This window comes from Agromyces sp. Y782 (genome assembly GCF_059445405.1).
The window spans coordinates 36,747-51,608 of record NZ_JCAIUG010000002.1; the positions used below are offsets into that span (position 1 = coordinate 36,747).

General features: G+C 68.4%; 15 protein-coding genes. 12 read left to right on the plus strand and 3 right to left on the minus strand.

Going from position 1 to position 14,862, the window contains the following annotated elements; genetic code table 11:
• Positions 1-77: 77 nt before the first annotated feature.
• From AC1C2S_RS14390 to AC1C2S_RS14415, 6 genes are all read left to right on the plus strand, one after another.
• Positions 78-449, plus strand: a complete 372-nt coding sequence (locus tag AC1C2S_RS14390; protein WP_495353295.1) for a DoxX family protein — start codon at positions 78-80, stop codon at positions 447-449.
• Positions 450-563: 114 nt separating this feature from the next.
• Entirely contained in the window at positions 564-1,682 is a 1,119-nt protein-coding gene (locus AC1C2S_RS14395; protein WP_495353296.1) for an NADP-dependent oxidoreductase, read from the plus strand.
• Between the two features lie 79 nt (positions 1,683-1,761).
• Entirely contained in the window at positions 1,762-3,321 is a 1,560-nt protein-coding gene (gene metG, locus AC1C2S_RS14400) for a methionine--tRNA ligase (protein WP_495353297.1), read from the plus strand.
• On the plus strand, positions 3,318-4,256 hold the full coding sequence (locus AC1C2S_RS14405) for a TatD family hydrolase (protein WP_495353298.1): 939 nt from the start codon (positions 3,318-3,320) through the stop codon (positions 4,254-4,256). The genes metG and AC1C2S_RS14405 overlap by 4 nt, the downstream gene beginning before the upstream one ends.
• On the plus strand, positions 4,253-5,125 hold the full coding sequence (rsmA, locus tag AC1C2S_RS14410; RefSeq protein WP_495353299.1) for a 16S rRNA (adenine(1518)-N(6)/adenine(1519)-N(6))-dimethyltransferase RsmA: 873 nt from the start codon (positions 4,253-4,255) through the stop codon (positions 5,123-5,125). The genes AC1C2S_RS14405 and rsmA overlap by 4 nt, the downstream gene beginning before the upstream one ends.
• A gap of 73 nt (positions 5,126-5,198) precedes the next feature.
• Positions 5,199-6,125, plus strand: coding sequence for a 4-(cytidine 5'-diphospho)-2-C-methyl-D-erythritol kinase (locus AC1C2S_RS14415; protein WP_495353300.1), 927 nt, complete (start codon positions 5,199-5,201; stop codon positions 6,123-6,125).
• A gap of 63 nt (positions 6,126-6,188) precedes the next feature.
• On the opposite strand, the gene AC1C2S_RS14420 is transcribed toward AC1C2S_RS14415, so the two are convergent.
• The 3 genes from AC1C2S_RS14420 to AC1C2S_RS14430 form a co-directional block, all read right to left on the minus strand.
• Positions 6,189-7,142 carry a permease prefix domain 1-containing protein gene (locus tag AC1C2S_RS14420; protein WP_495353301.1) on the minus strand — a complete coding sequence of 318 codons (954 nt, stop codon included), beginning with the start codon at positions 7,140-7,142 and terminating at the stop codon, positions 6,189-6,191.
• Between the two features lie 16 nt (positions 7,143-7,158).
• A complete protein-coding gene (locus tag AC1C2S_RS14425) occupies positions 7,159-7,488 on the minus strand; it encodes a PadR family transcriptional regulator (protein WP_495353302.1) in 330 nt (109 codons plus the stop codon).
• 107 nt (positions 7,489-7,595) lie between these two features.
• Entirely contained in the window at positions 7,596-8,702 is a 1,107-nt protein-coding gene (locus AC1C2S_RS14430) for an aldo/keto reductase (protein WP_495353303.1), read from the minus strand.
• 65 nt (positions 8,703-8,767) lie between these two features.
• Here AC1C2S_RS14430 and AC1C2S_RS14435 point away from each other — a divergent pair, with 65 nt between their 5' ends.
• From AC1C2S_RS14435 to AC1C2S_RS14460, 6 genes are all read left to right on the plus strand, one after another.
• The gene (locus AC1C2S_RS14435; protein WP_495353304.1) at positions 8,768-9,358 is read left to right on the plus strand and encodes an ArsR/SmtB family transcription factor; all 591 of its coding nucleotides are present in this window, start codon (positions 8,768-8,770) and stop codon (positions 9,356-9,358) included.
• Positions 9,359-9,562: 204 nt separating this feature from the next.
• A complete protein-coding gene (locus AC1C2S_RS14440) occupies positions 9,563-11,410 on the plus strand; it encodes an ABC-F family ATP-binding cassette domain-containing protein (protein WP_495353305.1) in 1,848 nt (615 codons plus the stop codon).
• 183 nt (positions 11,411-11,593) lie between these two features.
• Entirely contained in the window at positions 11,594-12,505 is a 912-nt protein-coding gene (locus tag AC1C2S_RS14445) for a MetQ/NlpA family ABC transporter substrate-binding protein (RefSeq protein WP_495353306.1), read from the plus strand.
• Positions 12,506-12,601: 96 nt separating this feature from the next.
• On the plus strand, positions 12,602-13,630 hold the full coding sequence (locus AC1C2S_RS14450; protein WP_495353307.1) for a methionine ABC transporter ATP-binding protein: 1,029 nt from the start codon (positions 12,602-12,604) through the stop codon (positions 13,628-13,630).
• Entirely contained in the window at positions 13,630-14,289 is a 660-nt protein-coding gene (locus AC1C2S_RS14455) for a methionine ABC transporter permease (protein WP_495353308.1), read from the plus strand. Before AC1C2S_RS14450 ends, AC1C2S_RS14455 begins: the two co-directional genes overlap by 1 nt.
• A 131-nt stretch (positions 14,290-14,420) precedes the next feature.
• Complete coding sequence (locus AC1C2S_RS14460) at positions 14,421-14,858, plus strand: hypothetical protein (protein WP_495353309.1); 438 nt, start codon at positions 14,421-14,423, stop codon at positions 14,856-14,858.
• The last annotated feature ends 4 nt before the right edge of the window (positions 14,859-14,862 follow it).

Genomic DNA, 14,862 nt, shown 5'->3' on the forward strand with positions numbered 1-14,862 from the left:
CGCACAGTGAGCGGACGAACAGCACCTTCACGCACGAGAAGCAACCCGCACGCAAACCGAAACCAAGGAATGAATCCATGCAGATCGCCTACTGGATCATCGCCGGGCTGCTCGCCCTGTTCTACGTGTACTCCGGTGGGAAGAAGGTGATCCAGAGTCGTGAACGACTGCAGCCGATGATGGGCTGGGTGCAGAGCACCCCGATGCCGGTCGTGCGGGTCATCGGAGTTCTGGAGGTGCTCGCCGCGATCGGATTGATTCTGCCCCCGTTGACGGGCATCGCTCCGTGGCTGGCGATGGCGGCTGCTTCCGGACTCGTGCTGCTCCAGGCAGGCGGCATCACCCTCCACCTCGCCCGTGGGGAAGCCCGACAGATCGGCCTCAACGTCGCGCTCCTCGCCATCGCGGCACTCACGATCTGGCTCGGGACGATCTGGGTGCAGGCATAGGCACCGGCCCGCCGATCGGCCGCACCGATGCCCGCCCTGTCGGAATCGGCCCCGAAAGCGGACAATGGCAGTACCGCGAAGATCGGCAGTACCACACGGCGGTGGAGGTGCGACATGACTCACGATCTGACTCACGACGTTGCTCACGCGATCCGATTCTCCGGGTTCGGCGGGCCAGAGGTGCTCGAGGTGGTCGAAGTTCCGATGCCCGAGCCCGGCGAGGGCGAGGTGCTCGTCGAGGTGTTCGCGACGGGGCTCAACCCCGTCGAGAGCGGCATCAGGCGCGGCGAGCATCCTGAACGCTGGCCGGTGACCTTCCCGTCGTCGCAGGGCCAGGATCTCGCGGGCGTCGTCGTGGCGACGGGCCCCGCTGCCTCGGCGTTCTCGCGTGGTGATGAGGTCATGGGCTTCGTCGAACGCGGTGCGCACGCCACCCACGTCGCGGTGCCGGAACGACAGTTGCTGCCGAAGCCGCCCGAGCTGACCTGGGAGGTGGCCGGGTCACTCTACGTCGCCGGAACGACCGCCTGGTCGGCGGTCGAGGGGCTCGCGCTCGGTCCCTCCGACGCGGTCGTCATCACGGCGGCAGCGGGCGGCGTCGGATGCCTCGCCGCCCAGTTCGCCCGCATGCGCGGCGCCACGGTGATCGGCTCGAGTGCCGAGATGCGATTCGACTTCCTCCGGCAGTTCGGGGTGCTGCCCGTGGCGTATGGACCCGACCTCGCCGAACGGGTGCGGCCGATCGCTCCCGGACCGATCACGGGGTTCCTCGACTTCCTCGGCGGTCAGACCGAAGAGGCGATCGCGCTCGGCGTTCCCCGCTCCAGGATCCTCACGACCCTCGACTGGGACGCCGTCGAACAGGAGACGGCGGTGAAGGCGTACGCCGGAGACGTCGTGGCCCTCGGCAGGGTCGCCGCGCTCGTCGCTGCCCGGCGCGTGCGGTTGCCGATCGCCGATATCTTTCCGCTCGACTCCGCCGCCGACGCGTTTCGCGCCCTCGACCGCCGTGAGGCGCCGGGCAAGATCGTGATCGGGCTGCGCATTGTCAGCTACGCCAGCCAGCGTGTGCATGAGCCGGCGATCAAGGAACAGGATGTGACGCTCGGCGTGCCCACGCCGCACGAGCATCTCGAGGTCGAGGAGGCGGTGCCGCCCGCCATCCTCGACGGGAGCGTTCGCCGCCGTCGCCGCGAGCAGCGGCAGGCGGAGAGCGGGTCTCGGGCCGAGTAGGGGAGCGCGCGAGCCGTCGGGCTCGCACGTCGTCGTAACCGGAACCCCGGGACATCCGCTCGCCCATAGGATTGGGGGTATGGCCGACGGCTCCTCGTTCTATATCACCACGCCCATTTTCTATGTGAATGACGTGCCCCACATCGGGCACGCCTACACCGAGGTGGCCGCCGACGTGCTCGCGCGCTGGCACCGCCAGGCGGGCGAAGACACGTGGATGCTCACGGGCACCGACGAGCACGGCCAGAAGATCCTGCGCACGGCGACCGCCAACGGCGTGACGCCGAAGGAGTGGGCCGACAAGCTCGTCGCCGAAGCGTGGAAGCCGCTCCTCAAGACGGTCGACATCGCGAACGACGACTTCATCCGCACGACCGATGTGCGCCACGAGGCCAGCGTGCAGAAGTTCCTGCAGAAGCTCTACGACGACGGCCACATCTACGCCGGCGAATACGACGGCTACTACTGCGTCGGCTGCGAGGAGTACAAGCAGCAGTCAGAGCTCGTTCCGGGCACGGGGGAGTACGAGGGGCAGCTCGTCTGCGCGATCCACTCGAAGCCCGTCGAACTGCTGCACGAGAAGAACTACTTCTTCCGCATGTCGGCGTTCGCCGATCAGCTGCTCGCGCTCTACGAGGAGCGGCCCGATTTCGTGCAGCCCGAGTCGGCGCGCAACGAGGCGGTCTCCTTCGTGAGCCGGGGCCTCTCCGACATCTCGATCTCGCGCTCGACGTTCGACTGGGGCGTGACGGTGCCATGGGACGAGACCCATGTCTTCTACGTCTGGTTCGATGCCCTGCTGAACTACATCACCGCGGTCGGCTACGGCGAAGACGAGGCTGAGTTCGCCAGGCGGTGGCCCGCGCAGCACATCATCGGCAAAGACATCCTGCGCTTCCACGCCGTCATCTGGCCGGCCATGCTGCTCGCGGGCGGCCTCGAGGTGCCCCGCGGCGTGTTCGCGCACGGCTGGCTCCTCGTCGGCGGCGAGAAGATGTCGAAGTCCAAGCTCACGGGCATCGCCCCCGAGCAGATCACCGAGACCTTCGGCTCCGACGCGTTCCGCTACTACTTCCTGCGCGCGATCGCGTTCGGGCAAGACGGCTCCTTCTCGTGGGAAGACCTGGCTGCCCGCTACCAGGCCGAACTCGCGAACGGCTTCGGCAACCTCGCCTCGCGCGTCGTCGCGATGATCAACCGCTACTGCGACGGCGTCGTGCCGTCGGCCGGTACCTTGACGGCAGCCGACATCGAGATCGCCGGCGTCGAGCACCGGGCGACGGATGCCTCTTGGGAGGCCATCGGTCGTCTCGCGATCCACGACGCGATCGGCGCGGCCTGGGAGCTCGTCGATGCGCTGAACGGCTACCTCACGATCGAGGAGCCGTGGACTCTCGCGAAGGATCCCGCCGAGCGCGATCGACTCGAGACGGTGCTCGCCACCGCCTATCACGGCCTCGGTACTCTCGCCGTGCTGCTCTCGCCGGTGCTGCCGGTCGCGACGGCCAAGCTGTGGACCGCGCTCGGCGGCCCCGGCACCGTGCAGGAGCAGCGCATCGACCAGGCGAACGAGTGGTCGCTCGGCACGCAGGTGGCGCAGCTCGAGGCGCTCTTCCCGCGCGTCGAGGTCGCGGAGTGACTTTGCTCCCCGGGCCTGGTGAAGGGGCGGCGCACCTCAGGGTTCGCCGCCCTTCGACAGGCTCGGGGAGCAATCGGGCCGCCGAGTATCCGCCGCCGCCCGAGCCGCTGCCCGTCGCGGTCTACGACAACCACACGCACTTGGAGATCGCCGACGGCGCGCTCCCGCTCGACGTGCACGAGCACCTCGAGCGCGCGGCATCCGTCGGCATCGCAGGCGCTGTGCAGGTCGGCACGGATGTCGCGACGAGCCGCTGGTCGGCCCAGGTCGCCGCGCGTGAGCCCCGACTGCTCGCCGCGGTCGCACTGCACCCGAACGAGGCGCCCGAGCTCGAAGAGGCGGGCACGCTCGACGATGCTCTCGCCGTGATCGACAGGCTCGCAGCCATGCCGCGAGTGCGCGCCATCGGCGAGACCGGACTCGATTTCTTCCGCACCGGTGAAGAGGGTCGTGGTGCGCAGTTCCGCTCCTTCGAGGCGCACCTCGACATCGCGAAACGGCACGGGCTCGCACTGCAGATCCACGATCGCGACGCGCACGACGAAGTCGTGTCGACGCTGCGCCGCGTCGGCGCGCCCGAGCGCACGGTCTTCCACTGCTTCTCGGGCGGCGAAGAACTCGCCCGACTCGCGGCGGCCGAAGGCTGGTATCTCTCGTTCGCCGGAAACGTCACCTTCAAGAACGCCGAGACCCTGCGTGAGGCGCTCAGGGTCGCCCCTCGCGACCGCATCTTGGTCGAGACGGATGCCCCATATCTCACGCCCGTGCCGCTGCGCGGGCGCCCGAATGCGCCGTATCTCGTGCCTCACACGGTGCGATTCATGGCCGAGGTGCTCGGAGCCGAGCTCGACGAGTTCTGCGCGCAACTCGCGTCGAACACCGTGCGCGTGTACGGCTCGTGGCATGATGAGCCCGTGGTGGGGGCTGCAGTATGAACGCGCATCGGCATGAGGGCGAGGGTGTCGCGGTGTCGCCGCGCTTGCTCGGACCGGCCGAGATCCGCGATCTCGCCGAGTTGCTCGACGTCACGCCCACGAAGAAGCTCGGCCAGAACTTCGTGCATGATGCCAACACCGTGCGTCGCATCGTGCAGACGGCCGGCGTGCGCTCCGGGGAGACCGTGCTCGAGATCGGCCCCGGGCTCGGCTCTCTGACGCTCGGGCTGCTCGAGGTCGGGGCAACCGTCATCGCCGTCGAGATCGACAAGCGCCTCGCCGCCCAGCTGCCGCATACCGCCGACATCATGCAGCCGGGCACGTCGCTCACGGTCGTGACCGAAGACGCGATGCGCGTCACCGAACTGCCGGGCGAGCCCGTGCGACTCGTCGCCAACCTGCCGTACAACATCTCGGTGCCCGTGCTGCTGCACCTGCTCGAGCACTTCGACTCGCTGCAGTCGGGCATCGTGATGGTGCAGGCCGAGGTCGGGTACCGGCTCGCGGCCGAGCCCGGCTCGAAGGTCTACGGCGCGCCGAGCGTCAAGGCCTCCTGGTACGGACGCTGGCGCACGGCAGGCCAGGTCTCGCGCATGGTGTTCTGGCCGGTGCCGAACGTCGACTCGGTACTCGTCGGCTTCGAGCGAGCGGATGTCCCCGGCACAGAGGCCGAGCGTGTTGCCACGTTCCGGCTCGTCGACGCGGCGTTCCAGCAGCGGCGCAAGATGCTGCGGCAGTCGCTTTCGTCGGTCCTCGGCGGCACCGCAGCGCTGGCCTCGGCGGTGCTCGAGGCAGCCGGCGTCGCCCCGCAGGAGCGCGGCGAACAGCTCACGGTCGCCGACTTCCTCCGCATCGCCCGCGCGGCCTGATCACGCGCTAGCGTGGTGCCGTGGGGAAGCAGGGTGGGGTAGGGGTGTCGAGTCGGTCGGTTAGCGTGGACTCATGACGATCGCGGCGACCGACGAGGCAGTGCACGTTCGGGCGCCCGGCAAGATCAACGTCTTCATGCGCGTCGGCGCGGTGCAGGCCGACGGCTATCACGACGTCGCCACCGCCTACCAGGCGGTCTCGCTGTACGAAGATGTGCGCGCCTGGCCCGACGATGAATTCAGCGTGACCTTCGGCGGCAGTGTCGATGCCTCGGGTCTGCCCACCGGCCGCTCCAACCTGGCGATCAAGGCCGCGAAGCTCTTGGCCCGCACCGCAGGCGTGCCGGGCGGTGTGCATCTCGAGATCGACAAGCACGTGCCGATCGCCGGCGGCATGGGCGGCGGGTCGGCGGATGCCGCGGCCACCCTCGTCGCGTGCGACGCCCTCTGGGGCACCGCACTTGCCAAAGAGGAACTGCACGCCCTCGCGGCGAAGCTCGGCGCCGACGTGCCCTTCGCCCTCTCGGGCGGCACCGCCATCGGTACGGGGCGGGGCGATCGCCTGAGCCCCGCGCTTGCGACCGGTTCGTTCCACTGGGTGCTCGCCGTCGCCGAGTTCGGGCTGTCGACGCCGGCGGTCTACCGCGAGCTCGATCACCAACGGGAATCCCGCCTCACCCTCGTGCCCGACGGCACGCCACCCGTCGTCGACACGGCGGTACTGCATGCACTCCGGGCGGGCGATGCCGCACGCCTGGCCGAGTCGTTGCACAACGACCTGCAGGCGGCGGCACTGAGTCTCGCGCCCGGGCTCGGGGGGATCCTCGAACTGGGCGAGGCGCATGGGGCGCTCGCCGGACTCGTCTCCGGGTCGGGGCCGACGGTCGCGTTCCTCGTCGAAGACACGGACGCCGCCCTCGAGCTGCAGGTCGCACTCTCCGCCGCTCGGCTCAACGCGGTGCACGTGCACGGGCCGGTGCACGGGGCGCGCATCATCTAGGTGCACTGGCCAGAGCGTGTCCTCTGATGTGCAGGGCCGGATGAGGATCGCGGCCGCGCCCAGTCAGGGGCGGCGAGCCCTTCGGAACCCGTTCAGGGCGCTCCATCCTGTGAGCGCGATCGTGCCGGCCACCAGGCACACCGCGATCACGCGCTGCGCGTCGAGATCGATGTCGATGAACTCCACGAACGACGGGTCGAAGAGCCGTCCGGTCACCGTCAGGCCGATGATGAGCACCGCCCACGCGGTCGCGATCACGGCGTTCAGGACGGCGGCGCCGATCGTCCACCGGCCGAACGCCCGCGCCCGCGCCGTCACGAGCGCCCCGGCGGCGATCAGCACGATGCCGAGGATCAAGCTCCACGGCCAGAGCACCGGGTCGAGCACCGACATCCGCCCGACGTCCGGGATATCCCACGGCACGCTGACGAAGACGAGCCCGGCCACCGCCAGGACCACCCCGACGATGCCCACCACCCGCTCGGCGCGGCTCGACGGCTTTCCCTCGTTCGGGTCACGGGCCGGGAGGGAGTCGACCGTCCACGGTCCGACCGGCGCATCGGCTCGGTCCAGCTTGACGTAGGTGATCGTGGTGATGGTGAAGATCCACGCTCCTGCGGTGAGCGTGATGCCGACCATCGGCCCGACGATCCCCCAGAAAGGTCTGCCCTCGACGGCGAAGCCGATCGCCACCCCGAGCGCGACGGCCGGCAGTGCGCTCCAGAGGATGATCCGCAGGATCCGCCGCCACGTCGGGTACCACCGAGGGCCGAGGAGGTGAAGGGGTCGGTCGGCGTAGCCGGCGGCGAGGACGGCGGGGTCGCCGAGCCCGTTCAGCACCGCCTTCTCGGCGGCGGCCGGCTCTTCGCCCTGCTCGATGCGATCGTCGATCTGGTCGCGGATAGACGCCCGCAGCTCGTCGGCGTGGTCGTCGCGCCCGTCGACCGGCATCGTTCTCGTCGCTGCTTCGACGTAGCGTTCGGTGTACTCGTCCCTGGTGATCGGTTCGCGGGTCATCTCGGTTCTCTCTCGGTCAGTCGGCCAGCGCGTCGATGGCCCGGGTCAGCGCGCGCCAGTCGGAGGTCAGCGTGTCGGCGAGGCGGTCCCCCGCATCGGAGGTGCGGTAGAACTTGCGGGGCCGGGTCTCGTCGGTGTCCCACTCGCTTGTCAGGCAGCCCTGCTTCTCGAGCCGGCGCAGCAGGGGGTACAGCGTGCTCGCGTCGGTCTCGAAGCCGCGCACAGCGAGGTCTTCGAGCAGCCCGTAGCCGTATCCGGGCGTTCGCAGGATCCGCAGACACGCAAGGACCACGGTGCCGCGCCGCAGCTCGTGGCGGTGCGTCTCGGATCCCTCTGGCGCGCTCATGCCGACGATATTACTGTGCGTCACACACTATTGCAACTGAACCCAGTAATGCCGAAGGCGGGTCTCTCTCTCGGCGTAGCCAGCCGCCACCGTAACGGGAGAGACGTCTAGTCGTTGGGGGACCCGCTGGCACCCCGGCCCCTGCCGCGCCGCCGCTGGCTCGGGTCGGTGAGCCAGGGGAGGGGGAAGGCCCCGTTGGGCGCATACACGTCGGTACCCGGCGGCACGACCTCGTCGATGCGATCGAGCACGTCGTCGTCGAGCTCGACCCCGACCGATTCGAGCAATGATTCGAGCTGCGACATGGTGCGCGGCCCCAGGATGACCGAGGTGACTGCGCGGTGGGCGAGCGGGAACGCGACAGCCAGTGCAGGTAGCGACGTGCCGAGCTCTTCTGCGATCGGGAGCAGCTGTTCGACGACGTCGAGCTTGCGTGCCGTGATGGGCTCGTCCGGATCGAACCAAGCGGGGCGGAGAGCGGCGCGCCCTTCGGGGGCCGGGGTGCTCATGCCGCGCCGATATCGCCCGGTGAGGAACCCGAACGCGAGCGGGCTCCAGGTCAGCACCCCCATTCCCCAACGCTCCGCGACGGGCAGCACGTCGCGCTCGATGCCGCGCGCCAGGATGTTGTAGGGCGGCTGCTCGGTGCGGAACCGCATGAGGCCGCGTGCTCCGGCGACCCGGTGCGACTCGACGATCTCGTGGGCGGCGAACGTCGAGCAGCCGAAAGCGCGGATCTTCCCGGCATGAACGAGATCGGTGAGTACCCCGAGCGTCTCCTCGATGTCGGTGTCGAAGTCGGGTCGGTGCACCTGGTAGAGGTCGAGGTAGTCCGCGCCGAGGCGGGTCAGGCTGGCCTCCACAGCGCGGACCAGGTGGCGCCGGGAATTGCCGCTGCGGTTGCGTCCGTCCTCGAGCGCGAAGTGCCCCTTCGTCGCGAGGATCACGTCATCGCGGCGACCGCGAAGTGCTTCGCCGACGATGATCTCGGACTCCCCGCCCGAGTACATGTCGGCGGTGTCGACGAAGTTGATGCCCCGATCGAGCGCGGCGTGGATGATCCGCACGCACTCGTCGTGATCGGCATTGCCGGCAGACCCGAACATCATGGTGCCGAGCGCGAAGCGGGACACCGTCATGCCGGTTCGACCGAGCGTGGTGTATGTCATGCCGGCTTCGGTCATACCGGAGTCGGTCATCTCAGAGCTGCCCATGTGAGGAAGATATCTCCGCAAGGAGAGTTGCGCAAATACGCTTGCGGAATCGGTAGACTCGAAGCATGCAGCACGAGGAGTCAGATCAGGAGGACCCAGGGGATGTGCGGACCATCGACGATGTGCGTGCGCTCGCGGCGCTCGCGCATCCCGTGCGCTCGCGCCTCGTCGACGCATTGGCCGTCGACGGAGACTCGACCACCGGCGCACTCGCCAGTGCGCTCGGCGTGGCGACCGGCAGCGTGTCGCACCACCTGAAGGTGCTCACCGACGCGGGACTCGTCGCCCGCGCGCCGCAGGATCCGTCAGACCTCCGTGAGCGTCATTGGAAGCTCGTGAGTCGCGGTATGCGCTGGTCCGCAGGCCAGTTCCGCGACCGCCCGGCCGCAGAGTTCGCCGCGTCATCTGCAGATGCCGTCATGCTCGAGCGGCAGTTCGATCGGGCACGTGAATTCGTCGAGTCCGCCGAGTCGCCATGGGACGACGTCGCGGTCTCCGGGCACTACTGGCTCCGCCTGAACGCGGAAGAGCTCGCGGAGCTCGGCCGACAGCTCGACGAGCTCTTCCTGTCGTGGCGCCGACGCGACATTCCCGACGACGGCACGGACCGCCGCGCGGTGCACGGCTTCGCGCACGTGTTCCCTTCACGGCCCTGACCGCCCAGAGGCAGCAGGGAACGCGCGGGCGCAGCAGGAATGCCCAGTCTCGGCAGGAATGCGCAGGCTCGGCAGGAATGCGCAGGCTCGGCAGGAATGCCCAGTCTCGGCAGGAATGCGCAGTCTCGGCAGGAATGCGCAGTCTCGGCAGGAATGCGCAGGCTCAACAACCTCCCGGGACATCACAGCTAGGCTCGTCAGGACATGGCACATCTCCTCGGCGCCGAGCGCCTGCACCTCGAATTCCCGACGCGAGTGGTCTTCGACGAGGTGACCCTGGGCATCGACGAGGGCGATCGCATCGGCGTCGTCGGCCGTAACGGCGACGGCAAGTCCACGCTCCTGAAGCTTCTCGACGGCCGTCTCGATCCCGACGGCGGTCGGGTCACGCGCCGTCGCGGCATCCGCATCGGCACGCTCGATCAGGCCGACGTGGTCGACCCTGGCAAGACGGTCGCCGAGTTCGTCGTCGGCGGCATCGAAGAGCACGTGTGGGCGGGCGACGCGAAGGTGCGCGACGTCATCGCGGGCCTCCTCGGCGATGTGCCCTGGCACGGACAGATCGCGAACCTCTCGGGCGGGCAGCGCCGACGTGTCGGTCTCGCGGCACTGCTCGTCGGCGATTGGGATGTCGTGTTCCTCGACGAGCCGACGAACCACCTCGATGTCGAGGGCATCGCCTGGCTCGCCGGGCACTTGAAGCGCCGTTGGGCGACCGATTCCGGCGCCCTCGTCGTCGTGACCCACGACCGGTGGTTCCTCGACGAGGTGTGCACCGACACGTGGGAGGTGCACGACGGCATCGTCGAACCCTTCGAGGGCGGCTACGCGGCGTATGTGCTGCAACGGGTCGAACGCGATCGCTCAGCCGCGGCATCCGAAGCCAAGCGCCAGAACCTCATGCGCAAGGAACTCGCGTGGTTGCGAAGAGGTGCGCCGGCGCGCACCTCGAAGCCGAAGTTCCGCATCGACGCGGCGAACGAGCTCATCGAGAACGAGCCGCCGGTGCGCAACAAGGTCGAGCTCGACCGTCTCGCCGTCTCGCGTCTCGGCAAAGACGTCGTCGACCTGCTCGACGTCACGGTGCAGTTCCCGATGATGGATGTCGCGACCGGCGCCCCAGCGACACGGACCGTGCTGCGCGATATCGAGTGGCGCATCGCGCCCGGTGAGCGCACCGGCATCCTGGGCGTCAACGGCGCCGGCAAGTCGACCCTCCTCGGGCTCGTGACGGGCGCAGTGCAGCCGACGACGGGGCAGGTGAAGCGCGGCAAGACGGTGCGCATCGCCACGCTCAGCCAAGAGCTGAACGAACTCACCGAATGGGCCGACATGCGGGTCTCCGCGGTCGTCGCAGAGCAGCGCTCGAGCTATCAGGTGGGCGACAAAGAGATGACGCCTGGCCAGCTCCTCGAGCGGCTCGGCTTCACGACGGCGCAGCTGTCGACGCCCGTGAAGAATCTGTCGGGCGGCCAGAAGCGCCGCCTGCAGCTCTTGCTGATCCTCTTGCAGGAGCCGAACGTGCTGATCCTCGACGAGCCCACCAACGATCTCGACACCGACATGCTCGCCGCGATCGAGGACCTGCTGGACTCGTGGCCGGGCACCCTGCTCGTCGTTTCGCACGACCGGTACCTCATCGAGCGAGTCACCGACCGGCAGTTCGCCATTCTCGACGGGCATCTGCGCGACCTGCCGCGCGGCGTCGAGCAGTACCTCGAGCTGCGCAAGGCGTCGCTCGCTGAGCCTGTCGAAGCGAGCGAGGGCGGCGCGAAGCCCCCTTCGACGGGCTCAGGGAGCACAGCTCCGGCAGCTCCGGCAGCCCTCGCCGGCGCCGACCGGCGCTACGCCGAGAAGGAGCTCGCCTCGATCGACCGCAAGCTCGAGAAACTGGCGTCCCAGATCGCGCTGCAGCACGAGAAGCTCGCGGTGCACGACCAGGGCGACTACGTCGGATTGGCAGCACTCGGCGACTCGTTGCGTGAGCTCGAGGCATCCGTCGCCGACCTCGAGACCCGCTGGCTCGAAGTTTCCGAGTCGCTCGAGGCGTGACGTCGCAGAAGCTGTGACGATCTATGACCCGACTGGCGAGCGGGTAGAGGATCTTCGTTTACCGTAGTGATGCACCCGCGATCGCGGCATCGAAGCCCCCACCGTTACCAACCGTGGCGGAGCCATGCCTGCTCCACGCCATCAGCACTCGATCGCGTGGGCCGGAAGCGAAAGGGAATCCTCATGTCACAGCACTCGTCACGTCACACCAAGCTCATCGCCGCACTCGCCGCAGTGCCGCTCGTCTTCGGCCTCGCCGCGTGCGCCACGCCGGCGGCAGGCGACGGCGGGGAAGCCTCGAACGAGGTCATCAAGATCGGCGTCGTCGGCAAGGCCGACCCGCAGTGGGCCGCCTTCGAAGATGCCGCGGCCGAAGAGGGCATCGAGATCGAGCTCGTCGACTTCTCGGACTACGCACAGCCGAACCCGGCGACGACCGAGGGCGAGCTCGACCTCAACCAGTTCCAGCACATCGTCTACCTCGCCGACTACAACGTGTCCAGCGGTGAAGACCTGGCTCCCATCGGTTCGACCGCGATCTACCCGCTCGGGCTCTACTCGACGAAGTACGACTCGGTGAAGGACATCCCCGCGGGTGAGACGGTCGCCGTGCCGAACGACGCCTCGAACCAGGCCCGCGGCCTGCTCGTGCTGCAGTCGGCCGGGCTCATCACGCTTTCGAGCGGCGGCACGATCTTCTCCGACCTCGCCGACATCGACGAGGCGAACTCGAAGGTCAAGGTCACCGCGCTCGAGGCATCGCTCACGCCGACCTCGCTGCCCGACCTCGCCGCCGCGATCATCAACAACGACTTCGTCGAAGACGCCGGCCTCACCTTCGAAGACGCGATCGCGCAAGACGACCCCACCGATCCGAACGCGCTGCCCTACGTCAACATCTTCGCGACCCGCGCCGAAGACAAGGACAACACGACCTACCTCAAGCTCGTCGAGATCTTCCAGACCGACCCTGAGGTGCAGGCCGGCCTCCTCGAGGCGTCGGGCGGCACCAGCGTCGCCGTGAAGATCCTCGCCGCCGACCTCGAGGATTCCCTCGCCAAGGTCGAGGCCGACACCAAGGCCGCCAAGGGCTGATCGCGCACGCAAGATCGATCGCACCCCCTTCGGGCGGCCGTCACCGACACACTCGGTGACCGCCGCCCGGTTCGGCGTTGAAAGAGGAGTTTCACCATGGCGCTCGTCGCCCTGCGCAACGTCACCAAGACGTATCCCGCATCCGAGAAGGGCGGCTCACCCGTCGTCGCGATCGACGGCGTGAGCCTCGAAGTCGAACCCGGCGATGTCTACGGCATCATCGGCTACTCGGGCGCCGGCAAGTCCACGCTCGTGCGTCTCGTGAACGCACTCGAGCCCGCGACCTCGGGCTCGATCGAGGTCGACGGCCGCGAGATCACGACGATGCCCGAACGTGAGCTCCGCGGCATCCGTCTCGGCATCGGCATGATCTTCCAGCAGTTCAACCTCTTCAACTCGAAGACGGTCTGGGCGAATATCGCCTATCCGCTCACGGTCGCCGGTGCGTCGAAGGCGGAGATCGCCGCTCGCGTCGCCGAGCTGCTCGAGTTCGTCGGCCTGACCGACAAGGCCAAGAACTACCCCGACCAGCTCTCGGGCGGGCAGAAGCAGCGTGTGGGCATCGCCCGCGCACTCGCGACCTCGCCGCGCCTGCTGCTCGCCGACGAGGCCACGAGCGCCCTCGACCCCGAGACGACGGGGGAGGTGCTCGAACTGCTCAAGCGCGTCAATCGTGAATTCGGGGTCACGATCATCGTCATCACCCACGAGATGGACGTCATCCAGTCGATCGCCACGAAGGTCGCGGTCATGGACGGAGGCCGGGTGATCGAGCACGGCGAGGTGTTCGACGTCTTCTCGAACCCGCAGAACCCCTCGTCGCAGCGCTTCGTCGGCACCGTCGTGAAGGGCATCCCGTCGCCGTCGGAGCTCGCGGTGCTGCGCGAGCGTCACGAGGGCCGCATCGTCACGATCTCGTTCCGCGACGGCGACGCCTCGCAGGCCGCGGTCTTCGTCGCACTCGCCACCGCGGGCGTCGAGTTCGAGCTCGTCTACGGCGGCATCAACGACATCCAGGGTCGCGCCTTCGGGCATCTCACCCTCGCAATCAGGGGCACGGATGCCGCGATCGACGCGGTGCTCGCCGAGATATCCTCGCGCGTCGACGTGACGGAGGTGTCGTGATGGATCGCCTCTTCGAACTGCAGGGCGAGTTCTGGGTCGCCGCCGTCGAGACGCTGTACATGGTGGCGCTCACGCTGCTCATCGGTGGTCTCGTCGGGCTGCTGCTCGGTGTCGTGCTGTACACGACGCGACCGGGGAGCCTCCTCGCGAATCGCGCCGTCTATAACGTCGTGAACGTCGTCATCAACTTCTTCCGGCCGATTCCCTTCATCATCTTCATTGCAGCGGTACAGCCGCTCTCGCGACTCGTCATCGGCACCGGCATCGGCAACGATGCCCTCATCTTCGCGTTGTCGATCGCGGCCTCCTTCGCAATCGCCCGAATCGTCGAGCAGAACCTGCTCACCGTGACGCCGGGCGTCATCGAGGCCGCTCGCGCGATGGGCGCCGGCCCCGTTCGGATCCTGCGCACGGTCGTGCTGCCCGAGGCGCTCGGGCCGCTCATCCTCGGCTACACCTTCGTGCTCGTCGCGATCGTCGACATGACCGCGGTGGCCGGACTCATCGGCGGCGGAGGACTCGGCACCTTCGCGCAGGTGTACGGCTATCGGCAGTTCCAGCCCGCCATCACCTGGGCCGCGGTGCTGCTCATCGTCGTGTTCGTGCAGGGCGTGCAGTTCCTCGGCAACTGGCTCGCCCGGAAGGTGCTGCGCCGATAGTTCGGCTGGTCTGGCCGGCTACTCCTCGACCGCACTTCGACTGCTCCTCCTCAACGGGCAGATCGTGCGAATCGTCCACAACGAGGCGCGCTCCGCCATGGTGAGGCAGCCCGGTCGATGACGATCGTCGCATGACCCGACTCGACGCCGACGAGGCGACCCGGCTGCCCATTCCCACCGACCACGACGTGCTCGAGCGTGTCGCGATGCTGCTCGATCGTGCGATCCGCCGTCAGTGGTGGACCCTCTACCTCGATGAGCGCGACGTGCAGAGTCCGCTCATCATGCCGATGGCCGGCTACCCGGAGTCACCCGATGAGCCGACGCCCGAGTCTGGCACCGCCGCAGGCCTGATGGCGAGCAGGCTCGCGTCGATCGTTCACGAGATCGGTGCCGCGAAGCTCGTATTCGTCTGGGAGCGACCCGGGGGCGCCGAATCGACGCCGGCCGATCGGGCGTGGGCACGCGAACTCGGCGATGCCTGCCGCGCTGAGGGGGTCGCTGTGCGTGCGCAGCTGATCCTGCACGATGGGGGCGCTCGCTGGTTCGCTCCCGACGACTATGCGTGACGGG

What these genes read in the sequence shown, in the direction of transcription:
- AC1C2S_RS14390 (WP_495353295.1), top strand. Translation starts at nt 78, where the DNA reads ATGCAGATCGCCTACTGGATCATCGCCGGGCTGCTCGCCCTGTTCTAC.
- AC1C2S_RS14395 (WP_495353296.1), top strand. Translation starts at nt 564, where the DNA reads ATGACTCACGATCTGACTCACGACGTTGCTCACGCGATCCGATTCTCC.
- metG (WP_495353297.1), top strand. Translation starts at nt 1,762, where the DNA reads ATGGCCGACGGCTCCTCGTTCTATATCACCACGCCCATTTTCTATGTG.
- rsmA (WP_495353299.1), top strand. Translation starts at nt 4,253, where the DNA reads ATGAACGCGCATCGGCATGAGGGCGAGGGTGTCGCGGTGTCGCCGCGC.
- AC1C2S_RS14415 (WP_495353300.1), top strand. Translation starts at nt 5,199, where the DNA reads ATGACGATCGCGGCGACCGACGAGGCAGTGCACGTTCGGGCGCCCGGC.
- AC1C2S_RS14420 (WP_495353301.1), bottom strand. Translation starts at nt 7,142, where the DNA reads ATGACCCGCGAACCGATCACCAGGGACGAGTACACCGAACGCTACGTC.
- AC1C2S_RS14425 (WP_495353302.1), bottom strand. Translation starts at nt 7,488, where the DNA reads ATGAGCGCGCCAGAGGGATCCGAGACGCACCGCCACGAGCTGCGGCGC.
- AC1C2S_RS14430 (WP_495353303.1), bottom strand. Translation starts at nt 8,702, where the DNA reads ATGGGCAGCTCTGAGATGACCGACTCCGGTATGACCGAAGCCGGCATG.
- AC1C2S_RS14435 (WP_495353304.1), top strand. Translation starts at nt 8,768, where the DNA reads ATGCAGCACGAGGAGTCAGATCAGGAGGACCCAGGGGATGTGCGGACC.
- AC1C2S_RS14440 (WP_495353305.1), top strand. Translation starts at nt 9,563, where the DNA reads ATGGCACATCTCCTCGGCGCCGAGCGCCTGCACCTCGAATTCCCGACG.
- AC1C2S_RS14445 (WP_495353306.1), top strand. Translation starts at nt 11,594, where the DNA reads ATGTCACAGCACTCGTCACGTCACACCAAGCTCATCGCCGCACTCGCC.
- AC1C2S_RS14450 (WP_495353307.1), top strand. Translation starts at nt 12,602, where the DNA reads ATGGCGCTCGTCGCCCTGCGCAACGTCACCAAGACGTATCCCGCATCC.
- AC1C2S_RS14455 (WP_495353308.1), top strand. Translation starts at nt 13,630, where the DNA reads ATGGATCGCCTCTTCGAACTGCAGGGCGAGTTCTGGGTCGCCGCCGTC.
- AC1C2S_RS14460 (WP_495353309.1), top strand. Translation starts at nt 14,421, where the DNA reads ATGACCCGACTCGACGCCGACGAGGCGACCCGGCTGCCCATTCCCACC.